Origin of the sequence: Streptomyces sp. NBC_00704 (assembly GCF_036226605.1) — a bacterium.
Lineage (GTDB): Bacteria > Actinomycetota > Actinomycetes > Streptomycetales > Streptomycetaceae > Streptomyces.
Map to the genome: position 1 here is coordinate 7,762,518 of NZ_CP109000.1, position 15,042 is coordinate 7,777,559.

The 15,042-nt window shown below is 70.8% G+C and carries 11 protein-coding genes; 9 read left to right on the plus strand and 2 right to left on the minus strand.

Features of this window, described 5'->3' with window-relative positions; genetic code table 11:
* A complete protein-coding gene (locus tag OG802_RS33700) occupies positions 1-369 on the minus strand; it encodes a winged helix-turn-helix transcriptional regulator (protein WP_329416634.1) in 369 nt (122 codons plus the stop codon).
* 417 nt (positions 370-786) lie between these two features.
* Here OG802_RS33700 and OG802_RS33705 point away from each other — a divergent pair, with 417 nt between their 5' ends.
* The 9 genes from OG802_RS33705 (at position 787) to OG802_RS33745 (ending at position 13,669) form a co-directional block, all read left to right on the plus strand.
* Positions 787-3,369, plus strand: a complete 2,583-nt coding sequence (locus tag OG802_RS33705) for an excinuclease ABC subunit UvrA (protein WP_329416635.1) — start codon at positions 787-789, stop codon at positions 3,367-3,369.
* A 537-nt stretch (positions 3,370-3,906) separates the two neighbouring features.
* The gene (locus OG802_RS33710; protein ID WP_329416636.1) at positions 3,907-4,131 is read left to right on the plus strand and encodes a hypothetical protein; all 225 of its coding nucleotides are present in this window, start codon (positions 3,907-3,909) and stop codon (positions 4,129-4,131) included.
* Positions 4,121-4,885 carry a DUF2637 domain-containing protein gene (locus OG802_RS33715; RefSeq protein ID WP_329416637.1) on the plus strand — a complete coding sequence of 255 codons (765 nt, stop codon included), beginning with the start codon at positions 4,121-4,123 and terminating at the stop codon, positions 4,883-4,885. Before OG802_RS33710 ends, OG802_RS33715 begins: the two co-directional genes overlap by 11 nt.
* 370 nt (positions 4,886-5,255) lie before the next feature.
* Positions 5,256-7,232, plus strand: a complete 1,977-nt coding sequence (locus tag OG802_RS33720) for an APC family permease (protein WP_329416638.1) — start codon at positions 5,256-5,258, stop codon at positions 7,230-7,232.
* A gap of 20 nt (positions 7,233-7,252) precedes the next feature.
* Positions 7,253-8,653, plus strand: a complete 1,401-nt coding sequence (locus OG802_RS33725; protein WP_329416639.1) for a sensor histidine kinase — start codon at positions 7,253-7,255, stop codon at positions 8,651-8,653.
* Positions 8,650-9,336: a response regulator gene (locus OG802_RS33730; RefSeq protein ID WP_329416640.1), complete on the plus strand. Its 687-nt coding sequence runs from the start codon at positions 8,650-8,652 to the stop codon at positions 9,334-9,336. The genes OG802_RS33725 and OG802_RS33730 overlap by 4 nt, the downstream gene beginning before the upstream one ends.
* Before the next feature lie 312 nt (positions 9,337-9,648).
* The gene (locus OG802_RS33735) at positions 9,649-11,253 is read left to right on the plus strand and encodes a M48 family metallopeptidase (RefSeq protein WP_443055418.1); all 1,605 of its coding nucleotides are present in this window, start codon (positions 9,649-9,651) and stop codon (positions 11,251-11,253) included.
* Between the two features lie 174 nt (positions 11,254-11,427).
* On the plus strand, positions 11,428-12,714 hold the full coding sequence (locus tag OG802_RS33740) for an FAD-dependent monooxygenase (protein ID WP_329416641.1): 1,287 nt from the start codon (positions 11,428-11,430) through the stop codon (positions 12,712-12,714).
* 64 nt (positions 12,715-12,778) lie between these two features.
* Positions 12,779-13,669: an alpha/beta hydrolase gene (locus OG802_RS33745; RefSeq protein WP_329416642.1), complete on the plus strand. Its 891-nt coding sequence runs from the start codon at positions 12,779-12,781 to the stop codon at positions 13,667-13,669.
* Between the two features lie 213 nt (positions 13,670-13,882).
* Here OG802_RS33745 and OG802_RS33750 read toward each other — a convergent pair whose 3' ends face one another.
* Positions 13,883-14,941 carry a hypothetical protein gene (locus tag OG802_RS33750; RefSeq protein ID WP_329416643.1) on the minus strand — a complete coding sequence of 353 codons (1,059 nt, stop codon included), beginning with the start codon at positions 14,939-14,941 and terminating at the stop codon, positions 13,883-13,885.
* Between the last annotated feature and the right edge of the window lie 101 nt (positions 14,942-15,042).

The window sequence follows — 15,042 nt, forward strand, 5'->3', positions numbered from 1 at the left end:
TCATTGGCGGGCGTCATAGTTCTCGCGTGCCGCGAGGACCTCGGCGAAGTGCTGCTCGGCCCAGAGGGCCAGCGCCTGAAGCGGGACATGCAGAGTGCGCCCCAGTGCCGTCAACTCGTATTCGACCCGGGGCGGCACCTCGCCGTACACATGCCGGGTGAGGAGCCCGTCGCGTTCCAGGTCCCGGAGCGTCTCGGTGAGGACCTTGGCGCTGATGCCGCCGACGCTGGTGCGCAGGTCGCCGAAGCGCAGGGGGCCCGCACTGAGCGCGATGACCACCATGGCCGTCCACTTGTTGGCGATGCGGGCGAGCGAGGTACGGGACGGGCAGGTCGCCGTCATGACATCGAAGGCCGGGAACTGTGGCACGTGAACGCCCTTGGTCGTGTGAGGCGACTGGTACCGGTGGTATGTGCGGGGACCGGATAGGCAGCATCCTCACCCGAGGACGTCGCCGGGCGCCAGCCCGGCACCCTCCCCTTCTGCGGCAGCCGCCGCCGCGCCGGAGGACGCCAGCGGTTGCAGGGGCTGGAAGGGCAGGCCGTCAGGCGCGGCGCGGCGCGGCGCGTCGGGTCCGGTGCGGTGCGCAGGTCGGCGCGTCGGCTGCGTCGGCGCGAGGAGGAAGAAGCTGGTCCACCCCTCCTGCGGCCTGCCGACCATCCTCGGCTTCGTCGGCGTGCAGCCGGTGCCGCACGCCCGGGAACTACGGAACACGGAGAATCGGGGCAAGCTGTGACTTCGTCTGCCTGGCATTCAGTCGGACGACGCGGCGGGACGGGAGAAGCGATGGCGCACGACGAGGTGGCGGGCGGGAACCAGTGGGCCGGGGTCCTCGGCGCACGGGCTGCGGACGCGGCCGATCCGCCGCTGTCCATCCAGGTACGCGGGGCGAAGGTCCACAACCTGAAGAACGTCGACGTCACGGTGCCGCTGCGCCGACTCGTCGCGGTGGCAGGGGTCTCCGGCTCCGGCAAGTCGTCGTTGGCGATGGGCGTGCTGTATGCGGAGGGTTCGCGGCGCTACATCGAGGCGCTGTCCACGTACACCCGGCGTCGCATGGCGCAGGCGCCGCGAGCGTCGGTGGACAGCGTCCAGCACGTGCCCGCGGCCCTCGCCTTGCGGCAGCGGCCCGGGGTGCCCGGGGTGCGCAGCACATTCGGCACGTCGACCGAACTGCTCAACGTGCTGCGTCTGCTGTTCTCCCGACTGGGATCACACCTGTGCCCCAACGGCCACCGGCAGGACCCGACGATCGATGTGGCCGCAGGACTGGACCTGACCTGCCCGGTGTGCGACGTGACCTTCTATCCGCCGGGCGCCGAGTCGCTGGCCTTCAACTCCGACGGCTCCTGCCCGCAGTGCACCGGCACCGGCACGGTCCGGGAGGTCGACGAAACGGCTCTGGTCCCGGATCCCCGACGCACCATCGCCGAGGGGGCCGTGGCTCCCTGGTCGATGTTCGGGCTGACCGTGATGCCGCAGGTCGTCGCCGAGCTCGGGGTGCGCACCGACGTGCCCTACGCCGAACTGACCGCGCACGAGCGGGACATCGTCATGCACGGCCCGGCAGAGCAGCGGCACATCAGCGTGCGGTCCAAGAACGGCAAGTTCTTCGAACTCGACTTCACCTACCGCAACGCCCGCCGGGCCGTCGAGGAGGCCCTGAACAAGGCCACCACCGAACGCGGGCTGAACCGGGTGAACCGGTTCATCAGTGCCCAGGTGTGTCCGGCCTGCAACGGCACCCGGCTCAGCGAGCAGGCCCGCGGCACCGTCGTCGACGGCGTCAACCTCGCCGACGCCACCGCCAAGACCCTCGACGAACTGATCGCCTGGGCCCCGACCCTCGCGGACGCCCTGCCGTCCGAAATGCGCCCGATGGCGCGGAACATCGTCGCTACGCTGCTCGAGACCGCCCGCCGACTGGTCGAACTCGGCCTCGGCTACCTTGCCCTGGACCGGGCGAGTTCGACCCTGTCGACCGGCGAGCGGCAACGCGTCCAACTGGCCCGCGCCGTACGCAACCAGACCACCGGCGTGCTCTACGTCCTCGACGAACCCTCCATCGGGCTGCACCCCTCGAACGTGGACGGTCTGCTCGGCGTCATGCGCGACCTGCTCCGCGACGGCAACTCCGTGGTCCTCGTCGACCACGACGTCCAGGTCCTGCGCGAGGCCGACTGGCTCATCGAGATCGGCCCCGGCTCCGGCACCGAAGGCGGGACCGTCCTGGCCACCGGCGACGTCACCACTGTGGGCGAGGCCCCCGACTCGCTGATCGGCGGATTCCTCACCGGCCGCGAACCCGTCCTCCGCCGCCGGCGGGCCGACCGCGACGAGATGTTCGACCAAGGCCGCATCCGCCTCTCCACCCGGCCCCTGCACACGGTGCACGCCTTGGACGTCGACATCCCCCAGGGCCGCCTGACCGCCGTGACCGGCGTCTCCGGATCGGGCAAGACCACGCTGATCCTCGAGAGCCTGATCCCCGCGCTCCAGGCGAAAGCCGCGGGCGGAGCGCTGCCCGACCACGTGGTCGCGGTGGACGCGCAGGCGATCACCCGGGTGAACACGGTCGACGCAACCCCCATCGGCGTCAACGTCCGCTCCACCGTCGCCACCTACAGCGGCATCCTCGACGACCTGCGCCGCGCCTACGCCGCCACCGATGCGGCCGAGCAGCGGGGGCTCACCGCCGCCGACTTCTCCTACAACACCGGCTCCCTGCGCTGCCCCCGTTGCGAAGGCACCGGCCAGGTCTCCCTGGACGTTCAGTTCCTGCCCGACGTCGACATCGCCTGCCCCGCGTGCGAGGGCACCCGGTACGCCCCCGCGGCCGCCGGCATCCTCCGCCCGGCCGACGGAGACCCCGACGCCGGCCTGTCCATGCCCGGGCTCCTCGCCCTCACCGTCAGGCAGGCGATCGAGCAGGTCGGGGACATTCGCCGGGTGAGAACCCGGCTCCAAGCCCTCATCGACCTCGGACTCGGATATCTCACCCTCGGTGAAGACACCCCGGCCCTCTCCGGTGGCGAGGCACAGCGGCTGAAGCTGGCCACCGAGCTGACCCGGAACCAGTCCGACACCCTCTTCGTCCTGGACGAACCCAGCGTCGGGCTCCATCCCCTCGACATCCGCACGCTCCTGGGCGTCCTCCAGCGACTGAGCGACAACGGCGCCACCGTCATCGTCATCGAACACGACCTGGACATGATCGCCAACGCCGACTACGTCATCGACATGGGCCCCGGAGGCGGCACCGCCGGCGGCGCCGTCGTCGCCACCGGAACACCGGAGGACCTCGTACACGATCCGCGCAGCGTCACCGCCCGCTATCTGGGCCGCCATCTGCGCCCGGCGAAGGGGTAGACCGGGCGGAGCCGGGGCCAGGCTGCCGGCCGCGGCCTGCCGGTTCCATCCGGACCCGGCCCGCCGGGCCGATTCCGCGGTTCGGCCGTGCTGAGGCGGCACCTCGCTGACGCCGCCTGCCCGCATCCGACCGGCCATCCTTCTCGTTCAGGAAGGAAGGCGTGCGTGACGCGCGAGACGGTTCAGCGGGCCTTCACGTCCTGCGCGGCCCCGCCGCGGCCGCACTCGTCCCCGGCCGGTGAGGATGCCCTGTCCGGTCCGACCCGCCGTCGGGACCCTCGTCCATCTGAGGGCGGCGCATCCTGGACGCCGATTCGTCGGCTCCGATGACAAGCCTCTTGGTTCATGAAGTGCCAAGTGAGACATGTAGGACTTGATCAAGGATCTTTCACTCGTAACGGTGTCGCGGCCACTCATCTGCCCGCGCACCCGGAGCGAACAGGACGCCGTTATCGGGATATGACACAAGCAATGCCTCCCGGTATGCCTCGACGCAACGCCAGACCGGGGAACGTAGCCGCCGCCCATGATCCGACGGTGCGGAAATACGCTTGGTCGTCCGGCGTGATCTACTCGGCGCTCGCGGAACAAGAGGCCACGAGCGCGGATTCGGAATGGGGCGGGCATCGAGTTACCGAGCCGCTGCTTCGTGATTTCCTCGGGCTGCTGGAGTCGATTCAGAAGGAATTCGATGCCCGGTGGACGGGTCAAGGAAACGTCGACCGTGAACAGTGCGTGACGGAAGAGTGCCATGAATCATGACTACGGCGATCCTGTCTCGGCACAGCGCGAGTGGTACTCCGACGCGTACTCCTATGAGACAGGACCGGCCTGGAGCGGGACGCCCGACGGCAGCGTCCACGCAGGTGTTCCGCTGACTGCTGCCGCTCCCGGAGGCTGGGACCCGGTCGAGGAACTCGCCTATCTCCTGCAGGAAGCCGTTCCGGCGGAGCCGTCGGCGAGGGTCCCGCCGATGCGCAGGGAGCCCCCGTCCGGCGTCGACTTCGATGAGCCGCTGGAGAGTCTGGCTGGTGCGCAACCGCCTCCCCGACACTCCCCTGCCGGGCATCGCAAAATGCAGATTCGGAAAGGCCGGCTCAAATGGCTGCAGACCGGCAGCTTCGCCCTTGTCGCCCTCGTTTCCGTCATCGTGGCGATGGTCAGCGTCTTCGGTGGCATGGTGGCCTACCGGCCGCTGCAGAACATCACGTCCGGAACGGGCACCGGAATCGCCCCGTCCTGGCCTCTCCTCGTGTACGGCCCGTGGATGGTGGCGTCTCTGTCCATCCTGCGCACCGCCCTGCACCAACGACGGGCGGTGCATTCATGGTTCATCGTCCTGCTCTTCTCCTCCGTCGCGATGATGCTGTGCGTGGCACAAGCGGACAAGACCTTCACCGGAATCGCCGGAGCCACCCTGCCCGCCCTCGCCTCCCTTGCGTGCTTTCAGCAACTCGTCCGGCAAATTACGCTGACCCTGCCACCCCGACAGGCCACGCGCCGCCACAGGCAGTAGTCCGACCCGTCCGACAGGATCAACGCTCGTCCCGTTCGGCTCTCCAGGTGACGTGAGTCCGCGAAACGCCGAGCAGCGCGAGGAACGCGCTCGCATCCGCAGCGAGAGGCGCCGGGGCTGATCTCCCTTGCAGCCGCAGCCGCAGGCGTCGGCGAGGGCGGCGTCGGGCGGTCGCCGTCGCCGGGGGCGTACGGGTGCACCGGCGTTGGGTCTGTTCGCGGGCCGGCGGGGTGGAGCGATCGCATGGGCGCTGATGACCTACCGCGTCCAGCCCGGATCCGCGCCAAGAAGGCGCGAAGATCGCTGCCGGCGGCGTCAAGAACGCGCGAAGATTCAGGCGCCGCCGCGGTGAGCGCGTTGGCTGGCGGACATGTCGATACCGCTCAAACGGCTGATCGTGGGCCGTCCGCTCCGTAGTGACCGCCTGGGCGAGCAGATGCTGCCGAAGCGGATCGCCCTCCCGGTGTTCGCCAGCGACCCGTTGTCGTCGGTGGCGTATGCGACGCAGGAGATACTGCTGGTGCTGACGCTCGGCGGGCTGGCGTATCTGCACCTGGCGCCCTGGGTGGGGGCCGGGGTGGTGGTGCTGCTGGCGGTGGTGGTCCTGTCCTACCGGCAGGTGGTGCAGGCCTACCCGTCCGGCGGCGGCTCGTACGAGGTGGCCACCCGCAACCTGGGCCCCTGGGCGGGACTGGTGGTCGCCTCGGCGCTGCTGGTGGACTACGTGATGACAGTGGCCGTGTCCGTGGCGGCCGGCGTGGACAACATCATCTCCGCGGTGCCGTCGCTGGGCGCGCACCGGGTCGCGGTCAATCTGGGGTTCGTGGCACTGCTGACCGCGATGAACCTGCGCGGCGTCCGAGAGTCGGGGCGGTTGTTCGCCGTGCCGACGTATCTGTTCATCGCCGGCGTCCTGGCCATGGTCGTGACCGGGTTGCTCCAGACGGCCTTCGGCCGTGCGCCGGTGGCGGAGAGCGCCGGGTGGCAGGTTCACGCCGAGCAGGGAAGCGCCGGGCTGACCGGGATGGCGCTCGTCCTGCTGATGCTGCGGGCGTTCTCGTCCGGCTGTACGGCGCTGACCGGCGTCGAGGCGATCTCCAACGGGGTGCCTGCGTTCAAGCCGCCGAAGGCCCGGAACGCGGCCACCACGATGGCGGTGATGGGCGGACTGTCGATCATCATGTTCGCCGGGATCACGGCGCTGGCCCTGATCACGGACGTCCGCTACGCCGAAGACGCCTGCCGGCTGGTGGGTTTCCCCGGCAACTGTCAGACCGGCTCGCAGCGCACCGTCATCGCACAGGTCGCCGCGGCGGTGTTCGGCGGCACGGACACGGTGATGTTCTTCTACATCCAGGCCGCGACCGCGCTCATCCTGATCCTGGCGGCCAACACCGCCTTCAACGGCTTCCCTCTGCTGTCGGCGATCCTGGCCGAGCACCGCTACCTGCCCAGGCAACTGCACACCCGCGGCGACCGACTCGCCTTCTCCAACGGCGTCATCATCCTCGCGGTGATCGCCGCAACCCTCATCTACGCCTTCGAAGGATCGGTGACCCGACTGATCCAGCTCTACATCCTGGGCGTCTTCACCTCCTTCACGCTCTCCCAGACCGGCATGGTGCGGCACTGGAACCGTCGACTGGCGGCCGAGACCGATCCTCGGCAGCGTCGACGCATTCACCGCTCGCGGCTGATCAACGCGATCGGCGCCGGCCTGACGGCACTGGTGCTGGGCGTGGTCCTGGTCACCAAGTTCAGCCACGGCGCCTATCTGGTGGTCATCGCCATGCCGGTGCTGTACGTGATGATGCTCGGCATACGTCGCCACTACGACCGGGTCGCCCGGGAGCTCCGGCCACAGCCGGGAGGCATCGTGCTGCCCAGCCGCACCCACGCCGTGGTGCTGGTCTCGCAGGTGCACCAGCCCACCCTGCGCGCGCTGGGCTACGCCAGGGCAACGCGACCGGACACCCTCACCGCGCTCACCGCCGAGGTCAGCGGCGAAGAGGTGCGCACGCTGCGCGCCGAATGGGAGGAGCGCCGGATCCCGGTACCGCTCACGGTGCTGGCCTCCCCGTACCGCGACATCACCGGTTCGGTGCTGGAGTACATCGCCTGCCTGCACGACGAGCACCCCCAGGACCTCATCGCCGTGTACATCCCCGAGTACGTGGTCGGGCACTGGTGGGAGAACCTGCTGCACAACCAGTCCGCGTTGCGGCTCAAGGCACGACTGCTGTTCCAGCGCGGGGTGATGGTGACGAGCGTGCCGTGGCAGCTGGACTCCAGCGACCGGGTACCCGCACACGACGACCCCCGCGGCGCCGGGTCCCAGGTCGGCTAGCGTTCCGCAGTATGAAAGGCATGCATGCGCACGAGGCCGGCCGACGCCGGAGGACCGCCATCCGCCGGCCCGCCGCGGCCTTCGCCGGAGCGGCCGGCCTGGCTGTCCTGACCGCGGTTCTGGTACCGGCGAGGCCATCGCTGTCGCTGGCCAGCATCGTGCTCATCTACCTCACCGCCGTGGTCCTCGTGGCCGCCACCAGCGGCCTGCCCATGGCGCTGGTCACCGCGGTGGCCTCCGACGCGCTCGTCAACTACTTCTTCGTGCCGCCCTTCCACACCCTGACCGTCGAAAACCGTGACCTGGTGATCACTCTGGCCGTCTATGTGGCGGTCTCCGCCACCGTCAGCGTCGCGGTGGACCTGGCCGCCCGGCAACGCGCCGCCGCCGCCCGCAGCGGCGTCGAAGCCGCCCTCCTGGCCCGCATCACCGAGGCGCCGCTGGAGGAGCGGCCGCTGAGCGCGGTACTGGAGCACGTCCGGGACACGTTCGGCATGACCGGCGCCGCACTGCTGGAACGAGACGCCGACGGCGAACGGCCGGTCGCCGCCGTCGGCGAGCCGCCGTCAGCCCGTCCGACGCTGTCCGCATCGGCAGGGGAACACCTGCGTCTGGTGGCCGACGGCCCCGCCGTCTTCGCCGCCGACGAACGCTTCCTCGCGCTGCTGGCCACCGCCGCGGCCCGGGCGCTGCAGGCCGAGCGCCTGACCGCCGAGGCCGCCCGGACGCGCGAGCTGACCGAGATCGACAAACTGCGGGCCGCTCTGCTGGCCGCCGTCGGCCACGATCTGCGGACGCCGCTCGCCGGCATCAAGGCATGCGTGTCCAGCCTGCGTGAGCCCGACCTGGAACTCACCGACGCCCAGCAGGCCGAACTCCTGGCCACCGTGGACGCCTCGACCGACAAGATGAACGACCTGGTGGAGAACCTCCTCGCGCTCAGCCGCCTGCAAGCCGGCGCCCTCAGCGTCCAGCCCCGCCCCACCGCCGTCGACGAGATCGCTGCCGCGGCCCTCCTGCACACCCCTCCACCTCCCGGACGGGCCGTGGACGTCGACGTCCCCGATGATCTGCCGCCCGCCTGGACAGATCCCGGCCTGCTGGAACGTGTGCTCGCCAATCTGGTCGCCAACGCCCTCCATGCCGGGCCACCCGACCGACCCGTCCACGTATGGGCCCGCCACGAGGGAGGCACGATCCGGATCCAGATCGTCGACCACGGCCCCGGCATTCCAGCCGACCAGCGCGAACGCGTCTTCGCGCCCTTCCAGCGACTGGACGACCGCACCACCGACCACGGCCTCGGACTGGGGCTGGCCATCGCCCGCGGCTTCACCGAAGCCATGAACGGCACCCTCACCCCCGCCGACACCCCCGGCGGCGGCACGACCATGACCCTGACGCTCCCCACAGCGCCATGACCCGCGTCCTCATCGTCGACGACGACCCTCACCTGCTGCGGGCCCTGACCATCGCCCTGACCGCCCGCGGCTACCGGACCAGCGCCGCCTCCGACGCCACCACCGCCCTGCGGGCCGCCGCCACCGCCGCCCCCGACCTGGCCGTCATCGACCTCGGCCTGCCCGACCTCGACGGCATCAACATCGTCGAAAGCCTCCGCGGCTGGTCCACCGCTCCGATCATCGTCCTGTCCGCCCGCCACGACGAGACCGCCAAGATCAACGCCCTGGACGCCGGCGCCGACGACTACGTCACCAAACCCTTCGGCATGGGCGAACTCCTCGCCCGTATCCGTGCCGCCCTGCGTCGCGCCACCCCCGCCGACGAACAGCCCGTGATCACGACAGCCGCGTTCACCGTCGATCTGGCCGCCAAGCGCGTCACCACCGCGGTCGGCGAGATCCGTCTCACTCCCACTGAATGGCACCTGCTGGAACTCCTCGTCCGTCACCCAGGACGCCTGGTGACCCAACGTCAGCTCCTCCAGGAGGTCTGGGGGCCCCGATACGAGAAGGAGACCAACTACCTGCGCGTCCACTTGGCCAATCTCCGCCGCAAGCTGGAACCAGAACCCTCAAGACCCCGCTACCTCATCACGGAACCCGGCATCGGCTACCGATTCACCCCCGACACCACGACGTGACCCGGCGGCCGCGGGACCGGACCGAGGCCCGCGCAGCTCCAACTCCGGTGATGTCAGCGGGCGTTGAGACGGGACGTCCGCCGGCGCAGAGACGGCAAGGGCTGTGCCGAGGGCTCCCGGACGGGCGGGCGTCGCACCGGCCCGCGCCGCGGGTTTCGTGGCGAGTCCATGCGGGCGGGCTGCGCGGGCGCGGTACGCGCCGTGCTCGACGAGGGCCGAGAACCCGGCGGAAGGCCGACGGTACGATCTGCGGGCGCCGTCGACCTGTCCGGGCCGGCCGAGCCACGAGGGATTCTTCTGATGATGTTCCGGTTGCGTGCTGCCCGCGCGCTCGTGCTGCTGGTCGGCTTCTATCTGATCGGCGTGGTCCTGTTGGCGGCCATGGCGCTGCTCGACTGGCTGTTGGTCACACGGTGGTTCACCGCGCGGGCGGCCTGGTTCGAGGGCACGGTCCTGACCGTCACCGCCCTCCTCGCGGTGGCCGTCCTGCGGGGCATGTACGCCTTTCTGCGGGCCGGGCGCCTCGGCCCGGTCCCGCACGGGGTGGCCATCACGCAGCAGGACCAGCCCGAGCTGTGGGAACAGGTGCGTGCCGCCGCCGAGGCGACGGGGGAGCGGCCGCCGGACGAGCTGTACCTGGTCGCCGAGGTCAACGCCGGGGTCGCCGAGCAGAGCCGCCTGCTCGGGCTGCTGCCCGGACGGCGCCGCATGATCCTGGGCCTGCCGCTGCTCGCCGGGATGACAGTCCCGCGGTTGCGCGCCGTCCTCGCCCACGAGTTCGGCCACTACGGCCACCTCGGCACCCGGCTCGGCGGGATCACGATGCGCGGCCGGGAGGCGGTGCTGCACACGGTGGCGGTGTTCCGCGAGGGCAGTACCGCCATGCATCACGCGATCGGCGCCCTGTACATCGGCTACGCCCGGATGTTCCTGCGGACCTCGCAGGCCGTGGCCCGCCACCAGGAGCTGGCAGCCGACCAGATGGCCGCGCGGCACGCGGGCCGTGAGGCGACGGCAGCCGCGCTGCGCGCCCTCCCGGTGCTCGACGCCGCCCACACCCACTACCTGGAGACGTACGCCTCGATGGGCATGCCGTGCGGAGCGCTGCCGCCGGTGGGCGAGTTCCACGGCGGCTTCCCACGGCTGCTCGCCGCCCGCACGGGGGAGCGGCTCGCCGCTTTCTCCGCCGGAGTGCGTCCGCCGCGGCCGCACCCCTACGACTCCCACCCGCCGACCGGCGAACGGATCGCCCTGATCGAGGAACTGCCCGCCGACGGCCGAACCGACGGCTCGGCCGAGGAGCCTGCCGCGCTCACGTTGCTACGCGACCCCGGCCGAGTGTTCGCCGCACTGGAGGCACGCACGCTGACCCGCGAGGCGATGGGCCTGCCACGCATGAGCTGGGACGACCTGGTCATGGCCCGCGCGGTCGCCGACGCGGAGGGCTGGTCCCGCCCGCTGCGGCTCGCGGTGGCCAGGTCGCTGCGCTCCGCGGGGCACCCCTCGGAGGGAACCGCGCCCGTCGTACGCCGGGATGCCTCGGCGACCCGGACCGCGGGCGACGCCGAGTTGCCCGGTCTGGAGGATGTGCTCGACGCGTTCGACCGAGGCCTGCTGTGGACGGAGATCACCGACCGCATACCCAAGCCCGCGCAGGCGGCGCGGCTCACCGGGGCGTCGGCCCGCAACTTCGTCCGGCCCACGGTTTTCGACGGGCTCGCAGGCATGGTCCATTTGCGCCTCGCGGCAACCGGACAGGTCGCCCCGGACATCGCGTGGTCGGGGCAGCCCGGACTCACTCTGCCCGAGGTGTGGGAGAGGGACATGGACGACGCCCTCGACGCGGCCGTCGCCGACACGCCCGACACCGCGCCTCTGCGCGCCCTTCTCACCGCCGCCAACCGCGTGTCCGCGTAGCCGCCGGTCCGAAACCGCGTCCGACTCCCTCAAGCACCCTGAACTCGCCGTGCGCGTGCTTCGGGCATGGCGCCGATGAGTTCTGTGCGCGTCCGCGGTCGATACGGCTGGTACACCGACGGCGATGGGCCGTGCTGGGCACGTTCCGGCGCGGAAGGGCACATGGAGGCAGCGATGAGCGTGGGCGACTTCGAGCAGGAGCACACCGTCCGGACCGGCGAACAGGGGACGCCGGTGAGCGGTCCCAGAGTGCTCGTGGCGGGGGCGAGCATCGCGGGACCCGCGCTGGCCCACTGGCTGCGTCGGCGGGGAGCCGAGGTGACCGTGGTGGAGCGGGCCCCCGAACTGCGTCCCGGCGGACAGGCGGTGGACGCGCGCGGGGTCGCCAGGGAGGTCATCGGGCGCATGGGGCTGGACGCGGCGGTGCGAGCGGCGTGCACCGACACCGCCGGCGCCCACACCGTGGACGCGGACGGGCAGGTGCTGGAGACCTTCCGTGCCGACGACGACGGTGGCGACGGGTTCATCGCGGACATCGAGATCCTGCGCGGGGACCTGTCCCGGGTGCTCTACGACGACACCCGCTACAGCGTGGAGTACATCTTCGGCGACCGGATCGCCGGCCTCACCCAGGACACGGACGGGGTCGACGTGGCCTTCGCGGGCGGCGAACGGCGGCGCTTCGACCTGGTGATCGGGGCCGACGGACTGCACTCGGAACTGCGGACGACGGTCTTCGGGCCGCACGAACGGTTCCTCCGCCACCTCGGGCAGGTGCTGGCGTTCTACAGCGTGCCCAACGAGTTCGGGCTGGACCGCTGGCTGCTCGAGCACCAGGACCAGGAATCCGGGCGCTCGGCCCTCCTGCGGCCCATCCAGGACGCCACCCGGGCGATGGCCATGTTCTCCTTCGCCTCGGCCGACTTCGCCGTCGACCACCGTGACGTCGCGGCCCAGAAGCGCCTGTTGCGTGAACGGATGGCCGGCCTGGGCTGGTTGACCCCGGACATCCTCGCCCACCTGGACGACGCCCCGGACTTCTACCTCGACCAGGTCGCCCAGGTGGTGATGGACCGCTGGTCGAGTGGACGGGTGGGGCTGTTCGGGGACGCGGCGTTCAGCTCCTCGCCGATGTCCGGGCAGGGCACCGGCCTGGCCCTGGTCGGCGCCTACCTGCTGGCCGGTGAACTGGCCGCCGCCGGATGGGACCCCGACGCCGGGTTCGCCCGCTACGAGGCGCGGATGCGCCCGTACGTCGAGGCCAACCAGGAGATCGGCCGGCTGAACGCCCGGAGCCGGGACGTCCCCGCCCCAGACGCCGAGCCGCGCCCGGACTTCGCCGGCGAATGGTTCACCGAGCTGGTCGGACGAGCGATCAACGGCGTCGAGCTGCCCGACTACGCGGAAGTGCCCGACTCCGCCGGCCCGGCCGGATCCGGCTCGCGGCTGCCCCTTGCGTGATCAGTGACGAGCATCCATTATCAGGAATCCTGATACTTTAAGTTTGTAGTGATGGGACTCAGTCATGTCATTCAGCCGCAGGATCCAGGCCAGAGGGGTTCAGTTGCTGCTCGGCCGAATGATGAGCCGCGTGCACGAGGATCTGCGCTTCACCGACATCCCGAAGCGCACGGAATCGATCCGGGTGGAGACCGGCGCCGGGCCGGTGACATGCACCGTCTACCGCCCGTCGGCCGCGGTGGCCCCAGCCCCCGTGTACGTCAACTTCCACGGCGGCGGGTTCGTGGTAGCCCGCCCTCAGCAGGATGACCACATCTGCCGCTACATAGCCGCTACGGCCGGCTGCGTGGTGATCAACGTGGACTATGCCGTCGCCCCGCAGCGGCCGTACCCCGTGCCCGTCACCCAGGCGTACGACGTCACCGCCTGGGCGGTCGAGAGCGGCACGGCCAACGACTGGGACGGTTCGCGCATCGCTGTGGGCGGACACAGCGCCGGGGCCAACCTGACCGCCGCGGTCTGCCGCACGGCCCGGGACCGCGGCACCTTCACGCCCCGTCTCCAGATCATCGACTCGGCACCCCTCGACCAGCTCGCCGACCCGGCCGCCAAACGGTCACCCGTCCCCAAGCCCCTGCTCACCCCTCAGCTCATGCGGCTGTTCACCGCCGCCTACGTCCCTGATCCCGCCGACCTCGCCCATCCGCTGGTGTCGCCCGGTCTCGCGGACGATCTCGCCGGTCTGCCGCCCGCCCTGGTCATCACCGCGGAGAACGACCGCCTGCGCGACGAGGGCGACGCGTACGCCAAAGCCCTGGAAGCCGCCGGCGTTCCGGTCACCCATCGCTGCTTCGAGGGTGTCGACCACTACTTCACCCACACCGGTCCGGCACCGGCCGGGAGGGAAGCCATCGATCTGATGGCCACCACCCTGCGCACGGCACTCACCGTCTGACCCATTGACGAGCCGGGTCCCGGATGAGGTCGCCACGTTCCTGCGTGGATCACAGCCGCTCCAGGGACGGCCCGCGAACCCTTGATGAGCATCACGGTGCGCGCGGTGGTCCGCCAGGCCGTCCGCGGCATCCGCCCCGCCCGGCCCCGTCTCCACTACCGGACAGCTCGCCGGCAGCCCGACTGCCCCCGGCGCGCTGTAGGGACGCAACCGTCAACTGTCGCGGCGTGCCCACTGCGCGGCGCGCACCGTCCCCTCCTGGATGTCCTGCCGGGGCAGCTGGAGGCCGAACGCGTCCTCCAGGGCGTGGAAGTACAGCTCGAACTCGCTGGTCAGTTCGGGGTGGTCCAGTTCGGCGCGGCGTACGGCCTGGTTAAGGAAGTCGAGCTGACCGCCTCGGAAGTAGGGGGCGCGGCCGCGGTCGTACCAGATCAGCTCCAGAACGCCCCAGTCGTCGTCGACACGCCGGCCGTCGCGCGTGTAGGTGAAGGTGTAGATGGCCTTCGCGGAGGTGGCGCTCAGGTGCACCGTCTCGGTGACGCCGAGCTGAGCGAGAGCCTCCTGGCCGGGCCCGAAGCCGGGCGTCTCGTGGTACATGAGGAACGCCCAGCCGCCGGCCTGCCCGAAGCAGCAGCTCTCCCAGACGATGTCCCAGTGGTCGAAAGTCCCGCCGTCCATGCCGCGCAGATCCGCGAGACGGGTCCCGGCGGCGATCTGTGCGGGGTCGGCTCCGTGGAGCAGGGCGATCTGTTCGGCGCTGACGTTCTCGCCGCGGAAGAAGGCGAGGTGGGTGTAGGGGTCCTGATCGCGCCAGCTGCCGGCGATCCAGGCGAGGCGTTCCAGCGGGTCGCGTCCGCACGCCGTCGAGGGCTGCGTACCGTCCACGCCGCCGCTGCGGAATCTGCTGCCCCAGTCGGGGTTGATCCGGTCCAGCAGCTCGGCCTGCCCGGAGACGAGGTTGGCCACCGGGCCGCGACCCGGTGACCGGGCCGCGATGTGCTCGGCGAGTGCGCGGACCGCGTCCTCGGCGGCGAAATACAGCACTTGGTCCAGGTCCCGAGTGGCGAAGACCTCCCGGTAGGGACCGATGTGGCCGCGCACCGTCCCGTCTTCGTCCAGCACCAGGAAGAGACGACCGTGCGGCTCGCCCATGTACCGCTCGTACTGGTCGGGTGAGGTGCCGATGGGCGGGAGCATCGCTTCGTCGAGCACGTCAGAGCCTGCGGCCACCTGGTTCCAGGCCTGCTTGAGGGCGTACGCCGATATCTGCATGGGCGTCAGTATGCGACCGGGCACTGACACTGTCGGCTGACCGGCGTCGGCGAGGTCGGATGACGGGCAACGGTTGCGAATCCGTCCCGGGCGAGCCGATG

Bases quoted from the DNA above. Each gene is read 5' to 3' on its own strand.
- OG802_RS33705 (WP_329416635.1), top strand. From the start codon at position 787: ATGGCGCACGACGAGGTGGCGGGCGGGAACCAGTGGGCCGGGGTCCTC.
- OG802_RS33715 (WP_329416637.1), top strand. From the start codon at position 4,121: ATGAATCATGACTACGGCGATCCTGTCTCGGCACAGCGCGAGTGGTAC.
- OG802_RS33720 (WP_329416638.1), top strand. From the start codon at position 5,256: ATGTCGATACCGCTCAAACGGCTGATCGTGGGCCGTCCGCTCCGTAGT.
- OG802_RS33725 (WP_329416639.1), top strand. From the start codon at position 7,253: ATGCATGCGCACGAGGCCGGCCGACGCCGGAGGACCGCCATCCGCCGG.
- OG802_RS33730 (WP_329416640.1), top strand. From the start codon at position 8,650: ATGACCCGCGTCCTCATCGTCGACGACGACCCTCACCTGCTGCGGGCC.
- OG802_RS33740 (WP_329416641.1), top strand. From the start codon at position 11,428: ATGAGCGTGGGCGACTTCGAGCAGGAGCACACCGTCCGGACCGGCGAA.
- OG802_RS33745 (WP_329416642.1), top strand. From the start codon at position 12,779: ATGTCATTCAGCCGCAGGATCCAGGCCAGAGGGGTTCAGTTGCTGCTC.
- OG802_RS33750 (WP_329416643.1), bottom strand. From the start codon at position 14,941: ATGCAGATATCGGCGTACGCCCTCAAGCAGGCCTGGAACCAGGTGGCC.